The organism is Cryobacterium lyxosi, from assembly GCF_004403345.1.
Lineage (GTDB): Bacteria > Actinomycetota > Actinomycetes > Actinomycetales > Microbacteriaceae > Cryobacterium > Cryobacterium lyxosi.
Genome location: NZ_SOGT01000014.1, coordinates 166,029 through 189,447, shown reverse-complemented (window position 1 = coordinate 189,447; position 23,419 = coordinate 166,029). Strand labels below are relative to the sequence as shown.

The window sequence follows — 23,419 nt, the reverse complement described above, 5'->3', positions numbered from 1 at the left end:
ACACCAATCCCCTCCACTGTCGGATTGGATCACCCGCAGCGCGTTCGTCGCTGCATACATCTCTCCTGGCCTGAATTTTTGTTCGGCAGGGGAAAGGAACCCCCTTCGTGACTGATGTCAACCTCCGCGCCACCGGCTCGGATCTTCCCCGCCTGAGCACCCTTCGCGTGTCTGAGCTTCAGGCTCTGGCCCTCGAACTGAAAATCCCCGGCGCTTCCAAACTTCGTAAAGGCGAACTCGTCGTTGCAATCGAAACGGCCCAGGCCGGCACGAGCGGCGCTGCTCCGGTTGAGCCTGCTTCGGTAGTCGAGCCTGCACCGGTTGAGCCTGCTCCGGTCGACCCTGCTCCGGTAGTTGAGCCTGCTCCGGTCGAGGCTGCTCTCGAGAGCGCACCGATCGCGAGTCTTGCTGAGGCACTCGAGACGGTTCCGCGCAAGCGTGCGCCCCGTCGTGCCAGCACCTCCACCGCCGCTCCCGCCAAGTCCCACGTCAATGCCGACGCCAGCACCGGATTCGGTATCATCCTGCCCGATGCTCCGGCAGCCGGCTCGCGGATCGCACGCAATGCCCGTGGCGCGGTGGCATCCAACGCCCTCGCTCCCACCGTTGACGAAGCTGCAACCGCCACACCGGACACCGACAAGCCGGTTAGGCAGGCACGCAAGCGCGTGCAGGTCTCACCCGTTCACCGCGATGACGCGGGCGCTGTCGTCGTTGACTCCTCCGATGCGCCGGCTGATGCGCCGGTTCAGGCATCCGTCGAGAACACGCCACCCGCTCGACGTCCATCCCGGCGTGCTTCGTCGCAGCGCGCAGCTGCTGAGTCGCCTGCCGAGTTGCCCGCTGAGTCGCCCGCCGAGCCAACCGATGTCGTCGTCGAAGCTCCCGAAGCTGGCGATTTCACCGATTCAGCCGACGAGGCAAACGATCAGGCAAACGATTCCGCAGCACCCCGTCAGGGGCGAAGCCGCAGCCGGAGCCGCGGTGCTGACCGTGCGCAGGGTGCTGATCGTAACCAGGCTGACCAGAACCAGAACACCCAGACCCAGAATGACCGCGGCCAGAGCGACCGCAACCAGAACGACCGCAACCAGAACGGCACGAACGACGAGGGTATGACCCGGGCGCAGAGCCAGCGTCAGGCCCGCAACGAGCGCAATCAAGAACGCAACCAGGAGCGCGCCCAGGCGCAAGCCGACCGCAACCAGGGTCAGAATGACCGCGGCCAGGATCGGAACCAGGGACAGAACGATCGTGGCCAGGATCGCAACCAGGGACAGAATGATCGTGGCCAGGATCGCAACCAGGGACCCGATCGGCTCGACGACGACCTGAATGGCCGCGGCAACCGCAACCGGTATCGTGACCGCAAGCGTCGCGGCCCGAACCAGGGCGACGACTTCGAACCCGAGGTCAACGACGATGACGTACTCATTCCCGTTGCCGGAATTCTAGACGTGCTCGACAACTACGCGTTCGTGCGCACCTCGGGCTATCTGCCCGGTGCGAGCGACGTCTACGTGTCGCTCGGTCAGGTCAAGAAGTACAACCTGCGCAAGGGTGACGCCGTTGTCGGCTCCATTCGCCAGCCGCACGAGGGTGACCAGTCCGGTCGTCAGAAGTACAACGCCATCGTCAAGGTCGACTCGATCAACGGTCAAACCGTTGAGGAGGCTGCCACCCGCGTCGACTTCCACAAGCTCACCCCGCTGTACCCGACGGAGCGCCTGCGCCTTGAGACCGAGCCGGGCAAACTCACGCAGCGCATCATCGACCTCGTCGCTCCGATCGGCAAGGGCCAGCGCGGCCTGATCGTCGCACCGCCCAAGGCCGGCAAGACCATCGTCATGCAGCAGATCGCCAACGCCATCGCCACCAACAACCCCGAGGTTCACCTCATGGTCGTTCTGGTCGATGAGCGGCCCGAAGAGGTCACCGACATGCAGCGCACGGTGAAGGGTGAGGTCATCGCCTCCACCTTCGACCGTCCTGCCGAAGACCACACCACCGTCGCTGAGCTCGCCATCGAGCGTGCCAAGCGTCTGGTCGAGCTGGGCCACGATGTCGTCGTGCTGCTTGACTCGATCACCCGCCTCGGCCGCGCCTACAACCTTGTGGCCCCGGCCTCGGGTCGAATCCTGTCCGGCGGCGTCGACGCATCCGCTCTGTATCCGCCGAAGCGATTCTTCGGTGCGGCGCGCAACATTGAAAACGGTGGCTCGCTCACCATTCTCGCCTCCGCGCTCGTGGAGACCGGCTCCAAAATGGACGAGGTCATCTTCGAGGAATTCAAGGGCACCGGCAACATGGAACTGCGTCTGTCGCGCCAGCTGGCCGACAAGCGTATTTTCCCCGCCGTGGATGTGAACGCATCGGGCACCCGTCGCGAAGAGATGCTGATGAGCCCCGATGAAGTGAAGGTCACTTGGAAGCTACGTCGCGCCCTCGCCGGGCTCGAGCAGCAGCAAGCTCTCGAGCTCATCCTCGGCCGTCTCAAGGAGACGTCGTCGAACGTTGAATTCCTCATGCAGGTTCAGAAGTCGATGCCGACCCTGAACGGGTCAGACAAGGACAAGTAATGTTCGAATCCGTCCTCACGCTGCTGGCCGAGCACGACGACCTGCAGTCGCAGTTGGCGGATCCGGAGCTGCACGCGAATCCGGCCCGTTCGAAGAAGGTCAACCGGCGCTATGCCGAGTTGAGCCGCATCATCGCGGCGTATCACGAGTGGAAAGAGGTTGACGATAACCTTGAAGCCGCTCGTGAGCTCGCCGATGAAGATGCTGCCTTCGCCGAAGAAATTCCGGATCTGGTAGAACAACTTGACGTCACTGCTGAAAAGCTGCGACGCCTGCTGATTCCGCGCGACGAACTCGACGCCCGCGACGTGATCATGGAGATCAAGATGGGGGAGGGCGGTGCCGAATCGGCGCTGTTCGCCGCCGATCTGCTGCGCATGTACCTGCACTACGCCGAGTCAAATCGCTGGAAGACCGAGATTATCGAGCAGACCTCGAGCGACCTCGGCGGCATCAAAGATATTCAGCTCGCGATCAAGGGCAATTCGAGTGACCCGGCCGAGGGCGTGTGGGCGCACCTGAAGTATGAGGGCGGCGTGCACCGCGTGCAGCGGGTGCCGGCGACGGAGTCGCAGGGACGCATCCACACCTCTGCGGCCGGCGTCCTCGTCTTTCCCGAGGTCGACGAACCCGAAGAGGTCGAGCTGCACCCGAACGATCTCAAGATCGACGTGTACCGCTCGAGTGGCCCTGGTGGACAGTCGGTCAACACGACCGACTCGGCCGTACGGATCACCCACCTCCCGACCGGAATCGTCGTCGCGATGCAGAACGAGAAGTCGCAGCTGCAAAACAAGGAAGCCGGCATGCGCGTTCTGCGGGCCCGGGTTCTAGCGCGCCAGCAGGAAGAGATCGATGCGGCGGCGAGCCTCGTGCGCAAGGGTCAGATTCGCACCATGGATCGTTCCGAGCGCATCCGCACATACAACTTTCCGGAGAATCGCATCGCGGACCACCGCACCGGCTACAAGGCATACAACCTCGACGCCGTCATGAACGGCGCCCTCGGCGCCGTCATCGACTCCTGCATCCACGCCGACGAAGAGACCCGTCTGGCCGAGCTCGGAGACCCCGAGTAGTACCCCACTGCACGAACCGGGCCCAGGCCCAAAACGTCGGCCCAGTCTGCAAACTGGGCCGACGTTTTGGGCCTGGGCCCGGTGTGCTGCGGGGACTGGCGCGGACTAGAGGTAGTACTCGGGCTCGAGGTTGCCTCCGCGGGCTGATTCGACCGTTGCTGGCGTTTGCGGGCGAATCGTCGCTGGTACGCCCACTAAGAGCGACCGCGGCGGAGAATCCTTGGTCACGACGGCGTTGGACCCGATCGTGCTCCAGGCCCCGATGGTGATCGGGCCGAGCACCTTGGCGCCGGCCCCTACAGTCACGCCGTCATCGAGAAACGGATGCCGCCGCACCCCCCGCGCATGCCCGTGACGGCTCTTGCCGCCCAGCGTCACCCCGTGGTACAGCATCACGTCATCGCCGAGCACCGCCGTCTCCCCGATCACGACTCCCATACCGTGGTCGATGAACAGTCGGCGCCCGATCGTCGCGCCGGGGTGAATCTCAATCCCGGTCAGAGACCGGCTCACCTGGGACAGTAAACGGGCGGGAAGATGCAATCCGGCACGCCACAAGCGGTTCGCAACCCGATACGACCAGACCGCGTGCAACCCACTGTAGGCAAGGAATACCTCGGTGTTGCTGCGCGCGGCGGGGTCGTGGGTGCGCGCTGCCTGGATGTCTTCGCGCAGGCGCAGGAAAGGATTCATTGAGGGGCAGACGACGTCCGCTTAGTCCAGCAGGTCTTCGTACAGCACGGTCGAGATGTACCGTTCGCCAAAGCCGGGAATGATGACGACGATCGTCTTGCCGGCGTTCTCGGGCAACTTGGCCTGCTCGAGCGCTGCCCAGACGGCGGCGCCGCCGGAGATTCCGCCGAGGATGCCCTCGTCTGTGCCGAGTATGCGGGCCGTGGAGAGCGAGTCGGCCAGGGTCACGTCGGTGATCGAATCGTAGATGCTGCGGTTGAGGGTTTCCGGCACGAAGTTGGCGCCGAGGCCCTGAATCTTGTGCGGGCCAGGCTTGCCGCCCGTGAGGATGGGGGAGTCGATCGGCTCGACACCGACGACCTTGAGATCCGGCTTCCGCTCCTTGAGGTAGCCGCCAGTGCCCGAGAGGGTCCCGCCGGTACCGATGCCAGCGACGAGGATGTCGACCGTGCCCTCGGTGTCGTCCCAGATCTCGACCCCGGTGGTCGCTCGGTGAATGGCCGGGTTGGCCGGGTTCGTGAACTGGCTGGCCAGTACGGCGCCCGGCGTGTTTGCGACGATCTCGGCGGCCTTTTCGACTGCTCCGCGCATGCCATCGGCACCGGAGGTCAGTACGATCTCGGCGCCGTACGCCCGCATCATGACACGGCGTTCTTTGCTCATCGTTTCGGGCATGGCCAGAATGACGGAGTAACCGCGGGCCGCGCCGACCATGGCGAGGGCGATACCCGTATTGCCACTGGTCGCTTCTACGATGGTCCCACCCGGCTTGAGCGAACCGTCCTTCTCCGCTGCGTTGATGATTGCAACGCCGATGCGGTCCTTCACGCTGCTGGACGGGTTGTAAAACTCGAGCTTCGCAAGCACTGTTGCACCGAGGCCGGCGGTCAAACGGTTCAGTTTGACAAGGGGAGTCCGGCCAACGGCTTCGGTGATGTCGGAGTAGATCTTGGGCACGAGGGCAACTTTCATTCGGTTTTCATTCGGTGAAATTCGGTGTGAGGGCCAACTCCAGCCTAGGTCTCTCGACCGAAAACCTCCTGGTGCGTTACATTTCACTACGTGCCTTCTTCAGATTCTGCCCTGCCAGCCACCGTGACTTCCCTGCGAAACCGAGCGATCAACGTGCTTGCCGCGGCCGGGGTCACCGACGCCGAGGTTGACGCCGATCTACTGATCGGTCACGTGCTCGGCCAGAGCCGTGGCGAAGTTCAGGCTGGCAGCATCCTGAATCGACCGATCAGCCCAGTGGATGCCGCCACCATTGAGACCCTGCTGGCCCGTCGCAGCACGCGCGAACCACTGCAGCACATCACGGGGCGGGCCCCGTTCCGGTCGCTGTCGTTGAACGTGGGTCCCGGCGTCTTCGTGCCACGGCCTGAAACCGAACAGGTCGCTCAGTTCGCCATCGATGCCCTTCGGTCCATGCCCGATCCACAGCCGATCGGCATTGACCTGGGCACCGGGAGCGGCGCGATCGCGTTGGCCCTGGCCACCGAGGTGCCCCACGCACGCATTTTCGCGATTGAGAACTCGCCGGAGGCCTTTCCCTGGACCACTCGAAATTTCGAAGAGGTGGCCGCCGAAAACGCCTTCCTCACCTTCGGTGACCTCGCGGACGCGTTCGCGGAACTCGACGGCACGGTTGCCGTCGTCATCTCCAATCCGCCGTATATTCCAGCCGATGCAATTCCCCGCGATCCCGAGGTGCGTCTGTTCGACCCCGCCCACGCCCTGTTTGGAGGCCCAGACGGCCTCGACGTGGTCCGCAGCGTGTCGGCAACAGGTCTTCGGCTTCTGCGCCCCGGTGGGGTGCTCGTGATCGAGCACGGCGAGCTGCAGGGTGCAGCAATTAGGGAGTTGCTGGCGATCGGTGGCTGGCGTGCCCCGGCCACCCACCGCGACTACACCAGCCGAGACCGGGCCACGACAGCACTTCGACCCTAATCAATACGCGCCATGCACCGTTGAGATGTATGGCCTGCGCATCCGTTCTTCACAACCACACTGGGTTAGAATTGCCGGAAATGACACGCATATACGATTGCACGAGTGACTCGCACGCGAGCGAGACAAACACGAGCGAAAACTACCAGGCGCACATCGCGCTGGCTCGCACGGCCATCGGACGCGGGGCGCTCGTCGTCATCCCCACCGACACGGTCTATGGCGTTGCTGCTGACGCATTCAACCCCGAAGCAGTTCAGCTGCTCCTCGACGCGAAGGGCCGAAGCCGGCAGTCGCCGCCGCCGGTGCTCATCCCCGGCATCGCCGCCCTCGACGCCCTCGCCGTGGACGTGCCGCAGCCGGTGCGCGACCTGGTCGCAGCGTTCTGGCCCGGCGGACTCACCGTCATCGTCAATGCCCAGCCGTCGCTGGTCTGGGATCTCGGCGAAACCCGCGGTACCGTGGCGCTTCGCATGCCAAGCAACCAGGTCGCGCTCGACCTGCTCGCGCAGACCGGCCCGCTCGCCGTATCCAGCGCAAACCTCAGCGGCATGGCTGCCACCGTTGATGCACAGTCTGCCGCAGCCGCGCTCGGCGAGAGCGTCGACGTGTACCTCGACGGTGGAACCGCCGGCAGCACCTATCAAAACGTGTTCAGCCGGACCAGCGACGGGTCGTCGACGATAGTGGACGCCGCCAGTTTCGAGGTCAACGGTGGTTTTCTGCACATCGTGCGCAGCGGCGTCATTTCCCGCGAGGCAATCGCGGCCGTCGTGGGAGACGTGCTCGCGGCCGTTCCCCCTATTCCCGGTACACCGGCGGAAGTGACTGAAACGGATGCTGCGCCATCCGTCGCTGCCCCGTCCCAGAATGACAGCACGGAAGACGCGCACGACGGAACGGAGGCCAGCCGGTAGCCCATGACCCTTTTTCTTCTCCTCGCGCTCGTTTCAGCGATCGTGACCTTTGTGCTGTCGATCGTGGTTTACAAGCTCAGCCACAAGTACCACCTGTACCCGAAAATTCGCGAACGCGACGTACACACCCGGCCCACTCCGCGCCTCGGGGGCATCGCCATGTTCCTCGGAATTCTCGTGGCTTTCGGCGTCGCCTATCTCATCTCGGCTCCCTTTGCCCCGCTGCGCATGGTTTTTGCCGACCCACAGCAGATTCTGGCCATCCTCGGCGCTGCCCTTCTGATTGTTCTCGTGGGCGTTGCCGACGACATCTGGGATCTCGACTGGATGACAAAGCTCGCTGGGCAATTCATTGCCGCCGGACTCGTTGCCTGGCAAGGCGTACAGATCTATTCCCTGCCGATCGGCGGACTGACGGTGTGGAGCGGCTGGATATCGATTGTCGTCACGATCGTCGCCATCGTCGTCGTCATGAACATGATCAACTTCATCGACGGCCTCGACGGCCTCGTCACCGGCGTGGCCCTGATCGCCAACGGTGTTTTCTTTCTCTATAGTTATCTCCTCGTTCGGGATACGTCACCGACCAACTACTTCAACCTTGCCTCCCTCATCGCCGCCATTCTGGTGGGCGCCTGTGTGGGGTTCCTGCCATTGAACTGGCATCCGGCCAAGATGTTCATGGGCGATGCCGGTGCACTCCTGGTCGGGCTGCTCATGGCCACGAGCGCAATCGCGATCACCGGCCAGATCGACCCCACCGCCATCAACCGCTCAGAGCTCTTCCCGGCGTTCATCCCCCTCCTGTTGCCGGTGGCGATCATGATCATTCCGCTGCTCGACTTCGGACTGGCCGTGTTCCGGAGGGTGCGGGCCGGTAAATCGCCCTTCAGCGCTGATCGAAAACACTTGCACCACCGCCTGCTCGATATGGGACACTCCCACCTACACGCCGTATTGATCTTCTACGGGTGGACAGCAGCAGCGTCTATCGGGTGCCTGCTTTATTACATTCTTCCGGTGTATTTTGCCTTACCGACCTGGTACGCGACCATCTTCCTGATTACGTCGCTGCTGATCTGCACCATCGTCACGCTCGCCCCGCTCGGCCGCCGCAAGACCGGTGAATGGGTCAGTCAGTCAGCACCGGCGCAGATGGCAGTACTGCACCAATTCGACCCGCTTGACGAGGCCGCTGCGCCCACGACAGCATTACCAGTCCCAACAACGACACGAGCGACCGCCTCCGCGGCGGCGCCTGCCGAGGAGAACGTATGACCAGCGCCACCCCACCCGTTGCTACCCAGCCCACCTCGATCCCCGTGCTGCGTCGTATCCTGATCTACGGGGGATATGTCGCCCTCGCCATCGCCGTGGTGGGTTCAGTCATTGGCTACCTCATCGATGGCGGCACCGGTGTGATCAGCGCCCTGGTCGGAACGCTCATGTCAGTTGTCTTCATGGGCGTCACGGCCGGCAGCATTCTGCTGGCCAACCGCGTCGCTGGAAACGAATCAGCCATTGGTGCCTTTTTCGGCATCATCATGGGAGGCTGGTTGCTGAAGTTTGTGGTGTTCCTGGTGTTGCTCGTGGTGTTGCAGGATCGCGAGTGGATTCAACCGATGGTGCTGTTCTTCTGCATCATCGCCGGCGTCGTGGGTTCCCTCGTCGTCGACGCTGTCGTGGTGTTGAAGAGCCGGATGCCCTACGTCGGCGACGTCACCCTGCCCCCCGCCCCGGTCGACGACTAGCCCTTCGACCCATTCACCCACGGATCCTGCTCTCGATTCGGCTCCGCGCCTGATCTTTGCTAGAGTACATACCGATCCCACCCCGGCTTACGCATGCTTTCTAGCGTCGTAAACCTGCCCACATTCGTCGTTGCGCGAGCAGAGCTCACCGCCCCGAAACAGGAGAAAGCGCTGCTAGAAATCGCCGTAAACCTGATGGTCCCGTCTGCTACCGGCGACGGTGAATTCCACGGTCCGTCCATCAATGAGTTCTTCCCCGACGTAATATTTTTCGCCGATACTCCGTTTGAGATCAACCGCATCATCCTGATTCGCTTTCTTGCGGTCGCGGTACTGATGTTGGTCTTCTGGCTCGGCACTCGTCGCATGAAGATCATCCCGACCCGCGGTCAGAGCCTGGCCGAAATGGGTCTCGACTTCGTTCGTGTCAACATCGCCGAAGACCTGCTGGGCAAGAAAGACGGCAAACGTTTTCTGCCGCTTCTAACCACCATTTTCTTCATGGTGTTGTTCATGAACCTCACGGGAATCATTCCATTCCTCAACATCGCCGGCACCTCGGTGATCGGGGTCCCGCTGCTTCTGGGTCTCATCGCTTACGCCACGTTCATCTACGCCGGCGTCAAGAAAAACCCCGCGAAGTTCTTCCGCAACTCGCTCTTTCCGCCCGGAGTGCCGGTGGGGCTCTATATCATCGTGACGCCGATCGAATTCATCTCGACGTTCCTGGTGCGGCCATTCACCCTCACGCTCCGACTGATGATGAACATGATCGTCGGGCACCTGCTGCTTGTGCTGTTCTTCAGCGCTACCCAGTTTTTCTTCTTCACTGCCGATGGCGGGTTCAAGCTCTTCGGCGCTGGCACCCTCGTCTTCGGCTTCGCGTTCACGCTCTTCGAAGTGCTGATTGCGCTCCTTCAGGCTTACATTTTTGCCCTACTCACCGCCGTCTACATCCAGCTCGCGCTGGCTGAGGAACACTAGACACTTTAGGAATCCGGCACTCGCCGCATTCACCATCACGGAAGGAAACATACGTGGACGCAACAACCGTTCTCGCGGAAATCAACGGAAACATCGCGACCGTCGGTTATGGCCTCGCAGCCATCGGCCCGGCAATTGGTATCGGTATCGTCGTTGGCAAGACCATCGAAGGTGTCGCTCGCCAGCCTGAACTGGCCGGCCGCCTGCAGGTGCTGATGTACATCGGTATCGCCTTCACCGAGGCGCTCGCCTTCATCGGCATCGCCACTTACTTCATCTTCACCGGCGTCTAATCCTCTTCACTACTTAATTAGGAGGCATGATGCTTCACACAGTTATTGCAGCCGCTACGGAAGAAGTGGCTAAGAACCCGCTCATCCCAGAGTGGTACGACATTATTTGGTCGGCGGTTTGCTTTGTCGTGATTTTCTTTTTCTTTTGGAAGCTTGTGCTGCCCAAAATGCAAAAGCTTCTCGACGATCGTGCTGAAGCCATCGAGGGCAACATCGCCAAGGCCGACGACGCCCAGCGCAAGGCCGAAGCTGCACTCGTGCAGTACACGGCCCAGCTCGCTGACGCTCGCGCTGAAGCCGGTGCCATTCGTGACCAGGCCCGTACCGACGGCCAGCGCATTGTCGCTGAGCACAAGGATCAGGCAGCTGCCGAAGCCGGTCGCATCGCGGCCAGTGCCAAGACGCAGATCGAAGCCGAACGTCAGGCTGCCGTCGTGTCCCTTCGCAGCGAGGTCGGCACCCTCGCCATTGACCTCGCCTCGGGCGTCATCGGCGAAAGCCTGTCCGACGACGCGAAGGCCAGTGCCATCGTCGATCGCTTCCTGGCCGAACTCGAAGCCAGCGAAGTACCGTCTCAGGCAACAGCTCCTACAGTTGGAAAGATTTAGCACATGGGAAGCGCCACCAGAGAAGCACTCGCAACGTCGAGGGCGGCACTGTCCGTTCCCGGCGGCACGACTGATCTGGCGACGGGCGAAAGCCTGTTCGGTGCCGGTCGCGTAATCGGTTCGTCGTCCCAGCTGTTGTCAGCACTCGGCGATGCGTCAGCGGATGCTGCGGCCAAGGTCACTCTCGTGCGCGCCGTTTTCGGCGCGAGCGTGACACCTCGGGCGCTGGACCTGCTCGCCGCCGCTGTGTCCGAACGATGGTCCAACCACGACGACTTGCTCGCCGGGATCGAAGAACTGGGCTTGCGGGCACTGGCACTGTCTGTTTCGGCAGGTGGAGCGTCATCCGCCGAAACGTCGATCGAAGGGGAGCTATTCGCCTTCGGTAAGACGGTGTCCTCCGACGCTGAGCTCGAGTTGGCCCTGGCCAGCAAGCTGGGCAAGATCGACGCCAAAGCGGCCCTGGTTGAAAAACTTCTGGCCGGCAAAGTCTCTGGTCAGACGCTCGCCATTGTTCGTCACCTGGTGCAGCAGCCTCGCGGCCGCCGCATCGGCGAACTGCTGAGACATGCAGCAGCCGTCGTCGCGGACGAGTCTGGCACGTCGATCGCCACGATCACGTCGGCCAGTGTTCTCACAGCCGACCAGCTCGCCCGCTTGCAGAAGAACCTCCAGTTGCGTCACGGACGGGCACTCACCACCAACCAGGTCGTTGACCCGGAACTGGTCGGTGGAGTGCGCGTACAAATCGGTGATTTGGTCATCGACGGCAGCATTGCAACCCGCTTGGCGGATTTGAGACTCCAGCTCGCTCGCTGAGTCACTTCCGTGACACCATAAACCCAGCAGTACCAGATGACTCAGGGCGGCAGCGTCCTCGAACAGACAGAACCTGTACAGCCGTACAGAAAAGGGAAGATGATGGCAGAACTAACGATCAGCCCCGATGAGATCCGTGGTGCTCTCCAGGACTTCGTCAAGTCCTACGAGCCCAACAAGACATCAACGACCGAGGTTGGCTACGTCACCACGGCCGGCGACGGCATCGCGCACGTTGAGGGCTTGCCTGGCGTGATGGCGAACGAGCTCATCAAATTCGCCGATGGCACCCTGGGCCTGGCCCAGAACCTCGACGAGGATGAGATCGGCGTCGTCGTACTCGGCGAGTTCGGTGGCATCGTTGAGGGCATGGAAGTGCACCGCACTGGTGAGGTACTCTCCGTTCCCGTTGGCGACGGCTACCTCGGCCGCGTTGTGGACCCGCTCGGCGCGCCTATTGACGGACTCGGCGACATTGCAACTGAGGGCCGTCGCGCCCTTGAACTGCAGGCCCCCGGCGTCATGAGCCGCAAGTCGGTTCACGAGCCGATGCAGACCGGTATCAAGGCCATCGACGCCATGATCCCGATCGGCCGCGGCCAGCGTCAGCTGATCATCGGTGACCGCCAGACCGGCAAGACCGCGATCGCGATCGACACCATCATCAACCAGAAAGCCAACTGGGAATCCGGCGACACGAACAAGCAGGTCCGCTGCATCTACGTCGCCATCGGCCAGAAGGGCTCCACCATCGCTTCGGTGAAGGGTGCCCTCGAGGATGCCGGAGCGATGGAGTACACCACCATCGTCGCTGCTCCGGCGTCTGACCCGGCTGGCTTCAAGTACCTCGCCCCGTACACCGGCTCGGCTATCGGCCAGCACTGGATGTACGCCGGCAAGCACGTTCTCATCGTCTTCGATGACCTGTCCAAGCAGGCCGAGGCGTACCGCGCCGTATCGCTCCTGCTGCGTCGCCCGCCGGGACGCGAGGCGTACCCCGGTGACGTGTTCTACCTGCACTCCCGCCTGCTCGAGCGTTGTGCCAAGCTCTCCGACGAGCTCGGTGCCGGATCGATGACCGGTCTTCCGATCATTGAAACCAAGGCCAACGACGTTGCGGCTTACATTCCGACCAACGTGATTTCGATCACCGACGGTCAGATCTTCCTGCAGTCCGACCTGTTCAACGCCAACCAGCGGCCCGCTGTCGACGTTGGTATCTCGGTCTCCCGTGTCGGTGGCGACGCGCAGGTCAAGTCGATCAAGAAGGTTTCCGGCACGCTCAAGCTTGAGCTGGCCCAGTACCGTTCGCTCGAGGCGTTCGCCATGTTCGCCTCCGACCTCGACGCGGCCAGCCGTCGTCAGCTCGCCCGCGGAGCTCGCCTGACCGAACTGCTTCGTCAGCCGCAGTACTCGCCGTACCCCGTCGAAGACCAGGTCGTCTCTATCTGGGCCGGCATCAACGGCAAGCTCGATGAAGTCCCCGTTGCCGACGTGTTGCGCTTCGAGCGCGAGCTGCTCGACTTCCTCGGGCGCAGCACCGACATCCTGAAGACCCTGAGCGAGACCAACGTTCTCTCCGATGAGACCGTTACCGCCCTCACCGCCGGCGTCGACAAGTTCAAACTCGAATTCCAGACCGGTGAGGGCAAGCCGCTCGCCTCGGTTGGCAAGGAAAAGTTTGAGGCTATTGCCGTTGAAGACGTCAACCAGGAAAAGATCGTCAAGCACCGCCGCTAATTTCGTCGATTTCGACGAGGCAGTAACACTGACGATGCTGTAACACTGACGACGACAAACTGAAAGACAAGGAAGCAGACACATGGGAGCGCAACTTCGGGTCTACCGGCAGAAGATCAAGTCTGCCCAGACGACCAAGAAGATCACTCGGGCCATGGAGCTGATCTCCGCCTCGCGCATCCAGAAAGCGCAGGCGCGAGTAGCTGCGTCAACCCCGTATTCGCGCGCGGTGACGCGTGCCGTTTCGGCAGTGGCCACGTACTCGAACGTCGAGCACGTACTCACAACGGAGCCCGAGAAGATCCAGCGCGCAGCGGTCGTCATTTTCGCGTCCGACCGCGGCTTGGCCGGTGCTTTCAGCTCGCAGGTACTGCGGGAAGCGGAATCGTTGAGTGAACTGCTCCGCGGCCAGGGTAAGGAAATTGTCTATTTCCTGGTGGGCCGAAAGGCCATCGCGTATTTCAACTTTCGAAACCGCGCCTCGGAGCGAATCTGGACGGGCGGAACTGACCAGCCGCAGTTCGAAACGGCCAAGGAAATCGGCGAAGCCCTTCTGGAAACGTTCCTTACGGACTATTCCGATGGTGGCGTCGACGAGATTCACATCGTGTACAACCGTTTCGTCAGCATGGTCACCCAGGTGCCCGAAGTCGTTCGGCTGCTTCCCCTCGAGGTCGTTGAGGGGGTGGAAGAGCCCGGCGACAACAAGGTCCTTCCGCTTTACGAGTTCGAACCTGACGTGGAAACCGTTCTAGACAGCCTCCTCCCGGTATACATCGAGAGTCGTCTGTTCAACGCCATGTTGCAGTCGGCGGCGTCGGAGCACGCGAGTCGCCAGAAGGCGATGAAGTCGGCCAGCGACAATGCCGACAAGCTGATCACGGACTACACACGCCTGTCGAACAATGCGCGTCAGTCCGAGATTACCCAACAGATTTCCGAGATCGTGGGTGGAGCCGACGCGCTCTCATCCGCTAAGAAGTAGTTCACATGTCCCATGGGCAGAGAAGAGAGAGCAATGACTGACACCGCAATCGCGCCAGTCCGGGCGGAGGACACGGCCGGCTCGGTTGGCCGCATCGCGCGCGTCACGGGCCCCGTTGTCGACATCGAGTTTCCGCATGACTCGATCCCCGGCATCTACAACGCCCTGAAGACCACGATCACCATCGGTGACGACTCGAACGAGATCACGCTCGAGGTCGCTCTGCACCTCGGTGACGACCTCGTTCGTGCTATCGCGCTCAACCCGACCGACGGACTCGTCCGCGGGCAGGAAGTACGCGACACCGGCAGCCCCATCACGGTTCCGGTTGGAAACGTCACCAAGGGCAAGGTCTTCAACGTTATCGGCGATGTCCTCAACGCCAAGCCCGGCGAGAAGATCGAAATCACCGAGCGCTGGCCCATCCACCGCAAGCCGCCGGCTTTCGACCAGCTCGAGTCCAAGACTCAGCTGTTCGAAACCGGAATCAAGGTCATTGACCTTCTGACGCCGTACGTTCTCGGTGGAAAGATCGGCCTGTTCGGTGGTGCCGGAGTCGGCAAGACCGTGCTCATCCAGGAAATGATCCAGCGTGTTGCGCAGGACCACGGTGGAGTATCGGTGTTCGCCGGAGTTGGCGAGCGTACCCGTGAGGGCAACGACCTCATCGCCGAGATGGAAGAAGCCGGCGTCTTCGACAAGACCGCCCTAGTCTTCGGCCAGATGGACGAGCCGCCGGGAACGCGTCTGCGCGTCGCCCTCTCCGCCCTCACCATGGCTGAGTACTTCCGCGACGTGGAGAAGCAAGACGTCTTGCTCTTCATCGACAACATCTTCCGTTTCACGCAAGCTGGTTCGGAGGTGTCGACCCTGCTGGGCCGTATGCCCTCGGCCGTGGGCTACCAGCCCAACCTGGCTGACGAGATGGGAATCCTGCAGGAGCGCATCACGTCGACCCGTGGCCACTCGATCACCTCCCTCCAGGCGATCTACGTTCCTGCCGACGACTACACCGACCCGGCACCGGCGACCACCTTCGCCCACCTGGATGCCACGACCGAACTGTCCCGTGCGATCGCGTCGAAGGGCCTGTACCCGGCCGTTGACCCGCTCACCTCGACCAGCCGTATCCTCGACCCCCGCTATTTGGGTGCCGATCACTACAACACGGCCGTTCGCGTCAAGGCCATCCTGCAGAAGAACAAAGAACTCCAGGAAATCATCGCGATCCTCGGTGTCGACGAACTCTCGGAGGAAGACAAGGTAACGGTTTCCCGTGCCCGCCGCATCGAGCAGTTCCTGTCGCAGAACACCTACATGGCGAAGAAGTTCACCGGTGTAGAGGGCTCAACGGTTCCGCTCAAGGACACCATCGAGTCGTTCACGGCGATTGCCAACGGTGACTTCGACCACGTGGCCGAGCAGGCTTTCTTCAACGTCGGTGGCATCAACGACGTCGAAGAGAAGTGGGCTCAGATTCAGAAGGAGAACGACTAAGCATGGCGAAGTCGCTGTCCGTCAGCGTCGTTTCGGCCGACCAGCAGGTGTGGGCCGGCGAGGTGACCATGGTTGTCGCCAAGACCGTCGAGGGCGAGATTGGCATCCTGGCCGGTCACGAACCGATGCTGGCGATCCTGGCCGCGGGTGACGTGCGTCTCACTCTGCCAGACGGCTCCAAGGTTCTGGCCCAGGCTGAGGATGGATTCTTGTCGGTCGACAACGATACGGTCACCATCGTGGCCCGCAAGGCTGAACTCGTGGGTTCCAAATAGCCCGTCTGACACACCAGTGTTAATACTGCTTCCGCCGTCGGAGACGAAACGCTCCGGCGGCGAAGCTGTACCCTTGGACTGGGAAAAACTGGCCTACCCGAGCCTGAACGTGAAACGTCGTGCGCTGGCGCAGGCGCTTGTAGCGCTGACTCGGTATCCCGAAGCTGCCAGCGCCGCCCTCAAACTGGGCCGCACACAGCTGTTCGAGATCGACCGCAACCGTGAGTTGCTTGCGTCTCCGACCCTGGCGGTAATAGATCGCTATACCGGGGTGCTGTTCGACGGTCTGGATGCTGCCACCCTCTCAGGCTCGCAGCGCGAGTTCGCGCACGCTCACCTGGTCGTACACTCTGCGCTGCTCGGGCCGCTCGCTGCACTTGATGCAATACCGGCTTACCGGCTGTCCCACGATTCGCGCGTTCCGGGCGTCACTCTGGCAAACCACACTCTCAAACAGCACTGGAGCAGCGATATTCAGCGCCTCCTCGGCCGGACCGAAGGACTTCTGCTCGACCTGAGGTCACAGGCTTATGTTGGCCTCGGTGCCCGACCCGTGCGGGCGGACTCACTGTACCTGCGGGTGGTCGCCGATGGCGCAGACGGTCAGAAGCGTGCCCTGAACCACTTCAATAAGAAGTCGAAGGGCGAGTTCACCCGGGCTCTGCTCGAACACGAACACAATTTCACGAGCGCGCAGGAACTTATCCGCTGGGCGCAATCGGTCGGAATCCGACTCGGCCATGGAGCTCCCGGCGAACTCGAGCTCGTCGTTGAGCAGCAGCTTGCTGCGCCGGGACGCGCAGCCTCATCGACGATCTTTACCGGGGCTAGGCTGGGGGCGTGAGTACAGACGCCAGCACCTTCCCCCTAGCGGTCAATGTTCCCATCCTGCGGCAACCGGTCAATGTGACCGTCACCGGGGCAGGCGGGCAGATCGGTTATGCGTTGCTCTTTCGCATTGCCGCTGGCGCTTTGCTGGGGCCGATGACGCCGATCCGTCTCACCCTGCTGGAGATTCCCCAGGGGTTGAAAGCAGCTGAGGGCACTGCGCTCGAGCTCGAGGACTGTGCCTTCGGCCTGCTGCGCGGTGTGACGGTCACCGATGACCCCACAGTCGCATTCGACGGGGTGAATATCGCACTGCTCGTTGGATCTCGCCCGCGTGGGCCGGGGATGGAACGTGCTGATCTTCTGGGGGCCAACGGCCGCATTTTCGCACCGCAGGGGGCAGCCATCAACGCGGGCGCAGCCGATGACGTGCGCGTGCTGGTGGTGGGCAATCCAGCCAATACAAATGCCCTCATCGCCGCCGCTCACGCGCCGGATGTGCCGAGTGACCGCTTCACTGCCATGACCCGGCTTGACCACAACCGGGCCGTCGGGCAATTGGCCAGCCACCTGGACGTCTCAGTGGGGGCGATTCATGGGCTGACCGTGTGGGGAAACCACTCGGCCAGTCAATACCCGGATATCTTCCACGCCACAGCAGAGGGCCGAGCGGTTCGCGATCTCGTCGACGAGCAGTGGCTGGCGCAGACCTTCATCCCGCGAGTTGCCCAGCGTGGGTCTGAGATTATTGCCGTGCGGGGAGGCTCTTCGGTGGCTTCCGCCGCCAATGCAGCCATCGATCATGTGGGCGACTGGGTCACCGGCCACGGCGTCGACTGGACCAGTGCCGGGGTCGTTTCCGATGGCTCCTACGATGTTCCGCCTGGCTTGGTGTGCTCGTTCCCGGTGCGATCGGTTGACGGGAATTGGCGCATCGTGAACGGGTTGCAGCTCAACGAATTCTCGCGCAGTCGAATCGCGGCATCTGTTGCAGAACTCGTGGAGGAACGAGATGCAGTGCGGGCGCTCGGCCTGCTGCCATTGGGGCGTCGCTGAGTTTCACGGTCATGCTGGCCAGCTACCGGTGCGCGATGCCCTCGTGGTTGAGCAGCCAAGCTTTGGTGGGGATGCCCTGCCCGGCGCTGTAGCCGGTGATCTGCCCGCTCGTCGCGAGTACGCGGTGACAGCCGATGATGATCGGCACCGGATTGGCGCCGACGGCCCCGCCGATGGCGCGGGCCGAACCCGGCCGGCCGACGGCACTGCCGAGCGCCCCGTAGGAGATGACATCGCCGTAGTTGAGGCTGGTCAGCCGAGCCCATACGCTGCGCTGAAATTCGGTTCCGCGCGTGAGGTGTACGGGAAGATCGAACGACCGCCGCGTTCCGGCGAAGTACTCGTCGAGCTGTTCGGCCGCCCGTCGCAGCACGGGAGAAGGCGTCTCCGCGGTCGCGTCGAGCGGTAGTTGACCGTCGGTTTCGATGGAAAGAGAGAGGATACCTTCATCGTCGGCGGTGAGTTCCAGCCGACCGACGGGGCTGGGGATGCGCAGGAGCGCGTTTGCCGTTGTGGGGCGCTGGGCGACGTGCGCCGGGATGCTGTCCATGATTCGACTGTAGCCCTCGCTTCGGCGGAAACCATGCGAGGTTCAGACCGGGGTGCACAAGTGCCCGGCATGCGCACCTGTGCAGGAGATGGCTGCGCCCCTATTCTGTAATGATGGCTCAAATTGAATATCGCAGACTTGGCTCCTCCGGGCTGACCGTCTCGACGATCGGGCTCGGGTGCAACAATTTCGGTCGCGCCGGGACCGCATCCAAGAGTCAGGAAGGCACGACGGCGGTGATCGACGCCGCTTTCGAAGCAGGCGTGACGCTCTTCGACACCGCCGATATTTACGGTGCGGAGCGAGGATTGAGCGAAACGCTCATGGGACACTCGCTGAGCGGCAAGCGCGACCAAATCGTGCTGGCCTCGAAATTCGGCATGGACATGGGTGGGTCGAACGGTCCGGACTGGGGCGCGCGGGGCTCACGCCGGTACATCCGCTTGGCCGTCGAGGCGTCCCTCCGCCGACTGCAGACCGACTGGATCGACCTCTACCAGCTGCACGTTCCCGACCCGTCAACACCGATCGAAGAGACCCTTTCAACCCTGCACGACCTCATTACCGAGGGCAAGATTCGTTATATCGGTCACTCCAACCTAGCGGGATGGCAGATCGCCGAAGCCGAGTTCACCGCCCGGATGAACGGTCACCCCGCCTTCATCTCGAGCCAGAACGAATACAGCCTGCTCGTGCGTGATGTCGAAGACGAGGTTCTGCCGGCTGTGAACGCCTACGGTCTCGGGTTTCTGCCCTTCTTCCCGCTCTACAACGGCCTGTTCACCGGCAAGTTCTCGCGCACGGGAGGGCCAGCCGACAGCCGCATCATGATGATCAGACGCCATCTCGCCGACGATGCCCCGTGGGACACGATCGAGCAGTATCAGAAATGGTGTGATGAGCGCGGGGTGAGTATGCTGACGGCGACGTTCGCGTGGCTACTGGCGCAGCCGGGACTGACCAGCGTCATCGCCGGCGCTACCAGGCCTGAGCAAATCGTTCAAAACGCGAATGCCGCGACGGCCTGGCAGCCGTCGGCTGACGAGGTTGCCTACATTTCCAACCTTTTCGCCTGACCTCACCCTAGGAGAAATTCGTGCTGCGGTCCTTGCTCGTGCGTTACCTGCGCCCGTACTGGCAGCCGCTGCTCGGGGTGATCGTCTTTCAACTGGCCCAATCGATCGCCTCCCTCTTTCTGCCCACCCTCAACGCCGACATCATCGATGAGGGTGTCGCAACCGGTGACACCGGCTACATTCTGCGTGTTGGTGCACTGATGTTGCTCATCACCCTCGCGCAGATCCTGTGCGCGATCGTGGCAGTCTACTTTGGTGCGAAAGTGGCGATGAAGGTCGGGCGCGACCTGCGCGGGGATGTCTTCAGTAGGGTGGGCGAGTTCTCCGAGCAGGAGGTCACCCGGTTCGGTGCCCCATCGCTCATCACCCGCTCCACCAACGACGTGCAACAGGTGCAGATGCTCGTTCTCACTACCTGCACCCTGCTGGTTTCGGCGCCCATCCTCAGCATCGGCGGTGTGATCATGGCGATCCGTCAAGACGTGCAGCTGTCCTGGCTCATCGCGGTGAGCGTGCCGATGCTGCTCATCGCCGTCGGATTCATCGTGGTCAAGATGGTGCCGCTGTTTCGCAAGATGCAGACACGCATCGACACCGTCAATCGGGTACTCAGGGAACAACTGACCGGCATCCGGGTGGTGCGGGCGTTCGTACGCGAAGACGTCGAGATCGCCCGGTTCGCTACGGCCAACCAAGACGTGACCGACGTCGCCCTGAGTTCGGGTCGGCTGATGGCGCTCATGTTCCCCATCGTCATGCTCGTGCTCAACGTCTCCAGCATCGCCGTGATTTGGTTCGGCGCGTTTCGCATCGAAGACGGATCGATGCAGGTGGGGACGTTGATCGCGTTCCTCAGCTATCTCATGCAGATTCTCATGGCCGTCATGATGGCCACGTTCATGGCCGTCATGATTCCGCGCGCTGCCGTCTCGGCGGACCGCATCGGTGAAGTGCTCGCGACCGAGTCGAGCGTTGTTCCGCCGGCTGAGCCGGTGAATGCCACGGTCGGTCAGGGCGAACTCGAACTGCTTGATGTTGGATTTGCCTATCCGGGCGCCGAACAGCCGGTGCTGCAAAACGTCAGCTTCATCGCCCGCCACGGCCAAACCACCGCGATCATCGGCAGCACCGGCAGCGGCAAAACCACCCTGGTCAACCTGCTGCCGCGCTTGTTCGACGCCACGAGCGGCTCTGTACTCGTCGACGGCATCAACGTACGCGAGCTCAATTCCGACCTGCTCTGGGGGCAGATCGGCCTCGTGCCGCAAAAGCCCTACCTGTTCTCCGGAACGGTGCGCAGCAACCTGCTCTACGGCAAACCGGATGCGACCGAAGAGGAACTCTGGCAGGCTCTCACGACCGCCCAGGCTCGCGACTTCGTCACCGAAATGGACGGCGGGCTCGACGCCATGATTTCACAGGGAGGCACCAACGTGTCGGGTGGTCAGCGCCAACGCCTCGCAATCGCTCGCGCCCTCGTAAAGCGGCCGGCGCTGTACATTTTCGACGACTCATTCTCGGCCCTCGACCTCGCCACCGACGCCCGACTCCGGCTCGCCCTCAAGCAGAGCGCCACGGGCGCCACCATGATCATCGTCGCCCAGCGGGTGTCGAGCATCATCGATGCAGACCAGATTCTGGTGCTCGAAGACGGCCGCATCGTCGGTCGGGGAACTCACGAGCAGCTCCTCGACACAAACACCACGTATCAGGAAATTGTGTCGTCTCAGCTCACCGCGGAGGAGGCAGCATGAGCGAGGCTCACGCCGATGACAAACCGGCCCCGCGTCCGCAGCGCGGCGGCGGTCCGTTTGGCGGCATGAGCCTGCCGGCCGAGAAATCGTTGAACTTCACCGCGTCGGGCAAACGCCTACTCGGCAAGCTGAGTCCCGAGCGGCTCTGGCTCTTTATCGTGCTCGCCGTTATCAGTGTCTCGTTCGCCGTGCTCGGCCCGCGTCTGCTCGGCGAAGGTACCAACCTGATCTTCTCCGGCGTCGTGTCCAAGAATCTGCCGAGCGGCAGCAGCCAGGCCGAGGTGATCGCGGGACTGCGAGCAGCCGGCAACACCGCCCAAGCCGACATGCTCAGCGGCATGACGCTCACTCCCGGGCGCGGAATCAACTTTGCCATGCTCTCCACCGTGCTATTCTGGGCGCTCGCACTGTATGTGCTGTCGAGCGTGTTCAGCTGGATGCAGGCGTACGTGCTCAACGGCGTGGTGCAGCGCACGGTGTACCGGTTGCGTGAAGAGATCGAAGCGAAGATCAACCGTCTGCCGCTGAGCTACTTCGACAAGAAGCCGCGCGGTGAGCTGCTCAGCCGAGTGACAAACGACGTCGACAACATCTCGCAGAGCCTGCAACAGTCGCTGAGTCAGGTGGTGACCAGTCTGCTCACTGTCATCGGCGTGATAGTGATGATGCTCCTCCTCTCGCCGCTGCTTGCTCTGATCGCACTCGTCACGGTGCCGCTCACCCTCGTGATCACGGCGTTCATCGCGAAGCGCTCCCAAAAACTGTTCGTAGCTCAATGGACGAACACCGGCGAACTCAACGGTCAGATCGAGGAGACGTTCACCGGCCATGCGCTGGTCAAGGTGTTCGGCCGGCAGAAAGAGGTCGACGCCCGGTTCACGGCCAAGAATGACGAACTCTATGAGGCTAGCTTCGGCGCCCAGTTCATCAGCGGCATGATCATGCCGGCCATGACGTTCATCGGCAACCTCGTCTACGTTGCTATCGCGGTTGTCGGCGGATTGCGGGTCGCTTCCGGTACCATGCAACTGGGCGACGTGCAGGCGTTCATCCAATACTCCCGCCAGTTCACTCAGCCGCTCGCGCAGCTCGGGTCGATGGCGAACCTGCTGCAGTCGGGCGTGGCATCCGCTGAACGCGTGTTCGACCTGCTCGACGCCGCAGAGCAGAGCGAAGACCCCGACCCTGCCGACGCACCCACCGAGGTGCGCGGGCGTCTGGTCTTTGAAAACGTGTCGTTCCGGTACACCGAGGACAAGCCGCTGATCGAGGAACTCAGCCTCGTCGCCGAACCCGGGCAGACCATCGCGATCGTCGGTCCTACCGGAGCAGGCAAGACCACGCTGGTCAACCTCATGATGCGGTTCTATGAGATCCACTCGGGACGCATACTGCTTGACGGCGTCGATGTTGCCACCATGACCCGGCATGACCTGCGCAGCCGCATGGGCATGGTGCTGCAGGACACCTGGCTGTTCGGCGGTACGATTCGTGACAACATCGCCTATGGTCGACCGGATGCGACGGAGCAGGATATTCTCGCGGCTGCCACCGCGACCTATGTCGACCGGTTCGTGCACTCGCTGCCCGACGGTTACAACACCGTGCTGGACGACCAGGGCAGTAACGTGAGCGCCGGCGAAATGCAGTTGCTCACTATCGCCCGCGCGTTCCTGGCGCAGCCGAGCGTGCTCATCCTCGATGAGGCGACCAGCTCGGTAGACACCCGCACCGAAGTTCTCGTACAAAAGGCGATGAGTGCCCTGCGCGCCGAACGCACGAGCTTCGTCATCGCCCATCGCCTGTCGACGATTCGCGACGCCGACCTGATTCTGGTCATGGAATCGGGGCGCATCGTGGAGCAGGGCAGCCACATGCAGCTGCTCGCCGCAAACGGTGCCTATCAGGCGCTGTATGCCGCACAATTCGCGGCGCCTATTGCCGACGAGGTCTAAAGCCGCCTCCTCCCCAACGGGTCGTCTGCGCGA

22 protein-coding genes are annotated in these 23,419 nt (G+C 62.5%); 19 read left to right on the top strand and 3 right to left on the bottom strand.

Annotated features, from left to right (window positions below; translation table 11 throughout):
* Nucleotides 1-107 precede the first annotated feature (107 nt).
* Nucleotides 108-2,579, top strand: a complete 2,472-nt coding sequence (gene rho / locus E3T27_RS13435) for a transcription termination factor Rho (protein ID WP_134573322.1) — start codon at nt 108-110, stop codon at nt 2,577-2,579.
* Entirely contained in the window at nt 2,579-3,658 is a 1,080-nt protein-coding gene (gene prfA / locus E3T27_RS13430; RefSeq protein ID WP_104197096.1) for a peptide chain release factor 1, read from the top strand. The genes rho and prfA overlap by 1 nt, the downstream gene beginning before the upstream one ends.
* A gap of 105 nt (nt 3,659-3,763) precedes the next feature.
* On the opposite strand, the gene epsC is transcribed toward prfA, so the two are convergent.
* Nucleotides 3,764-4,351, bottom strand: a complete 588-nt coding sequence (epsC, locus tag E3T27_RS13425) for a serine O-acetyltransferase EpsC (RefSeq protein WP_104197095.1) — start codon at nt 4,349-4,351, stop codon at nt 3,764-3,766.
* 21 nt (nt 4,352-4,372) lie between these two features.
* Complete coding sequence (cysK, locus tag E3T27_RS13420) at nt 4,373-5,308, bottom strand: cysteine synthase A (protein WP_104197165.1); 936 nt, start codon at nt 5,306-5,308, stop codon at nt 4,373-4,375.
* 105 nt (nt 5,309-5,413) lie between these two features.
* On the opposite strand from cysK, the gene prmC reads away from it, so the two are divergent.
* From prmC to E3T27_RS13350, 14 genes are all read left to right on the top strand, one after another.
* The gene (gene prmC / locus E3T27_RS13415; RefSeq protein ID WP_134573320.1) at nt 5,414-6,298 is read left to right on the top strand and encodes a peptide chain release factor N(5)-glutamine methyltransferase; all 885 of its coding nucleotides are present in this window, start codon (nt 5,414-5,416) and stop codon (nt 6,296-6,298) included.
* Between the two features lie 80 nt (nt 6,299-6,378).
* Nucleotides 6,379-7,215 (top strand): L-threonylcarbamoyladenylate synthase, encoded by an 837-nt coding sequence (locus E3T27_RS13410; RefSeq protein WP_134573318.1) that lies wholly within the window; start codon nt 6,379-6,381, stop codon nt 7,213-7,215.
* Nucleotides 7,216-7,218: 3 nt separating this feature from the next.
* A complete protein-coding gene (locus tag E3T27_RS13405) occupies nt 7,219-8,493 on the top strand; it encodes an MraY family glycosyltransferase (protein WP_104197092.1) in 1,275 nt (424 codons plus the stop codon).
* Nucleotides 8,490-8,966: a Cg1360 family ATP-synthase-associated protein gene (locus E3T27_RS13400; protein WP_104197091.1), complete on the top strand. Its 477-nt coding sequence runs from the start codon at nt 8,490-8,492 to the stop codon at nt 8,964-8,966. Before E3T27_RS13405 ends, E3T27_RS13400 begins: the two co-directional genes overlap by 4 nt.
* 195 nt (nt 8,967-9,161) lie before the next feature.
* Nucleotides 9,162-9,950, top strand: coding sequence for a F0F1 ATP synthase subunit A (gene atpB / locus E3T27_RS13395; protein ID WP_233200757.1), 789 nt, complete (start codon nt 9,162-9,164; stop codon nt 9,948-9,950).
* A 53-nt stretch (nt 9,951-10,003) separates the two neighbouring features.
* The gene (gene atpE / locus E3T27_RS13390) at nt 10,004-10,243 is read left to right on the top strand and encodes an ATP synthase F0 subunit C (protein WP_104197089.1); all 240 of its coding nucleotides are present in this window, start codon (nt 10,004-10,006) and stop codon (nt 10,241-10,243) included.
* 29 nt (nt 10,244-10,272) lie between these two features.
* Nucleotides 10,273-10,851 carry a F0F1 ATP synthase subunit B gene (locus E3T27_RS13385; RefSeq protein ID WP_104197164.1) on the top strand — a complete coding sequence of 193 codons (579 nt, stop codon included), beginning with the start codon at nt 10,273-10,275 and terminating at the stop codon, nt 10,849-10,851.
* A gap of 3 nt (nt 10,852-10,854) precedes the next feature.
* Complete coding sequence (locus E3T27_RS13380; protein WP_104197088.1) at nt 10,855-11,670, top strand: F0F1 ATP synthase subunit delta; 816 nt, start codon at nt 10,855-10,857, stop codon at nt 11,668-11,670.
* A gap of 102 nt (nt 11,671-11,772) precedes the next feature.
* Entirely contained in the window at nt 11,773-13,410 is a 1,638-nt protein-coding gene (gene atpA / locus E3T27_RS13375) for a F0F1 ATP synthase subunit alpha (RefSeq protein WP_134573315.1), read from the top strand.
* An 82-nt stretch (nt 13,411-13,492) separates the two neighbouring features.
* Nucleotides 13,493-14,395 (top strand): F0F1 ATP synthase subunit gamma, encoded by a 903-nt coding sequence (locus tag E3T27_RS13370; RefSeq protein WP_134573313.1) that lies wholly within the window; start codon nt 13,493-13,495, stop codon nt 14,393-14,395.
* 33 nt (nt 14,396-14,428) lie between these two features.
* The gene (atpD, locus tag E3T27_RS13365; RefSeq protein WP_104197086.1) at nt 14,429-15,892 is read left to right on the top strand and encodes a F0F1 ATP synthase subunit beta; all 1,464 of its coding nucleotides are present in this window, start codon (nt 14,429-14,431) and stop codon (nt 15,890-15,892) included.
* Between the two features lie 2 nt (nt 15,893-15,894).
* Nucleotides 15,895-16,167 (top strand): F0F1 ATP synthase subunit epsilon, encoded by a 273-nt coding sequence (locus E3T27_RS13360; RefSeq protein ID WP_134573311.1) that lies wholly within the window; start codon nt 15,895-15,897, stop codon nt 16,165-16,167.
* A gap of 16 nt (nt 16,168-16,183) precedes the next feature.
* Nucleotides 16,184-17,011: a YaaA family protein gene (locus E3T27_RS13355; RefSeq protein ID WP_134573309.1), complete on the top strand. Its 828-nt coding sequence runs from the start codon at nt 16,184-16,186 to the stop codon at nt 17,009-17,011.
* Nucleotides 17,008-18,051, top strand: a complete 1,044-nt coding sequence (locus E3T27_RS13350) for a malate dehydrogenase (protein ID WP_478213408.1) — start codon at nt 17,008-17,010, stop codon at nt 18,049-18,051. Before E3T27_RS13355 ends, E3T27_RS13350 begins: the two co-directional genes overlap by 4 nt.
* A gap of 22 nt (nt 18,052-18,073) precedes the next feature.
* Here E3T27_RS13350 and E3T27_RS13345 read toward each other — a convergent pair whose 3' ends face one another.
* A complete protein-coding gene (locus tag E3T27_RS13345) occupies nt 18,074-18,601 on the bottom strand; it encodes a methylated-DNA--[protein]-cysteine S-methyltransferase (RefSeq protein ID WP_104197084.1) in 528 nt (175 codons plus the stop codon).
* A gap of 113 nt (nt 18,602-18,714) precedes the next feature.
* On the opposite strand from E3T27_RS13345, the gene E3T27_RS13340 reads away from it, so the two are divergent.
* From E3T27_RS13340 to E3T27_RS13330, 3 genes are read left to right on the top strand one after another with little or no spacing between them, the layout of a single operon-like run.
* Nucleotides 18,715-19,677 (top strand): aldo/keto reductase, encoded by a 963-nt coding sequence (locus E3T27_RS13340; protein ID WP_134573307.1) that lies wholly within the window; start codon nt 18,715-18,717, stop codon nt 19,675-19,677.
* 20 nt (nt 19,678-19,697) lie between these two features.
* The gene (locus E3T27_RS13335; protein ID WP_134573306.1) at nt 19,698-21,431 is read left to right on the top strand and encodes an ABC transporter ATP-binding protein; all 1,734 of its coding nucleotides are present in this window, start codon (nt 19,698-19,700) and stop codon (nt 21,429-21,431) included.
* Entirely contained in the window at nt 21,428-23,386 is a 1,959-nt protein-coding gene (locus tag E3T27_RS13330; protein ID WP_134573304.1) for an ABC transporter ATP-binding protein, read from the top strand. The genes E3T27_RS13335 and E3T27_RS13330 overlap by 4 nt, the downstream gene beginning before the upstream one ends.
* The last annotated feature ends 33 nt before the right edge of the window (nt 23,387-23,419 follow it).

Bases quoted from the DNA above. Each gene is read 5' to 3' on its own strand.
- prfA (WP_104197096.1), top strand. From the start codon at position 2,579: ATGTTCGAATCCGTCCTCACGCTGCTGGCCGAGCACGACGACCTGCAG.
- epsC (WP_104197095.1), bottom strand. From the start codon at position 4,351: ATGAATCCTTTCCTGCGCCTGCGCGAAGACATCCAGGCAGCGCGCACC.
- E3T27_RS13410 (WP_134573318.1), top strand. From the start codon at position 6,379: ATGACACGCATATACGATTGCACGAGTGACTCGCACGCGAGCGAGACA.
- E3T27_RS13405 (WP_104197092.1), top strand. From the start codon at position 7,219: ATGACCCTTTTTCTTCTCCTCGCGCTCGTTTCAGCGATCGTGACCTTT.
- E3T27_RS13400 (WP_104197091.1), top strand. From the start codon at position 8,490: ATGACCAGCGCCACCCCACCCGTTGCTACCCAGCCCACCTCGATCCCC.
- atpB (WP_233200757.1), top strand. From the start codon at position 9,162: ATGGTCCCGTCTGCTACCGGCGACGGTGAATTCCACGGTCCGTCCATC.
- E3T27_RS13385 (WP_104197164.1), top strand. From the start codon at position 10,273: ATGCTTCACACAGTTATTGCAGCCGCTACGGAAGAAGTGGCTAAGAAC.
- E3T27_RS13380 (WP_104197088.1), top strand. From the start codon at position 10,855: ATGGGAAGCGCCACCAGAGAAGCACTCGCAACGTCGAGGGCGGCACTG.
- atpA (WP_134573315.1), top strand. From the start codon at position 11,773: ATGGCAGAACTAACGATCAGCCCCGATGAGATCCGTGGTGCTCTCCAG.
- E3T27_RS13370 (WP_134573313.1), top strand. From the start codon at position 13,493: ATGGGAGCGCAACTTCGGGTCTACCGGCAGAAGATCAAGTCTGCCCAG.
- atpD (WP_104197086.1), top strand. From the start codon at position 14,429: ATGACTGACACCGCAATCGCGCCAGTCCGGGCGGAGGACACGGCCGGC.
- E3T27_RS13360 (WP_134573311.1), top strand. From the start codon at position 15,895: ATGGCGAAGTCGCTGTCCGTCAGCGTCGTTTCGGCCGACCAGCAGGTG.
- E3T27_RS13345 (WP_104197084.1), bottom strand. From the start codon at position 18,601: ATGGACAGCATCCCGGCGCACGTCGCCCAGCGCCCCACAACGGCAAAC.
- E3T27_RS13340 (WP_134573307.1), top strand. From the start codon at position 18,715: ATGGCTCAAATTGAATATCGCAGACTTGGCTCCTCCGGGCTGACCGTC.
- E3T27_RS13330 (WP_134573304.1), top strand. From the start codon at position 21,428: ATGAGCGAGGCTCACGCCGATGACAAACCGGCCCCGCGTCCGCAGCGC.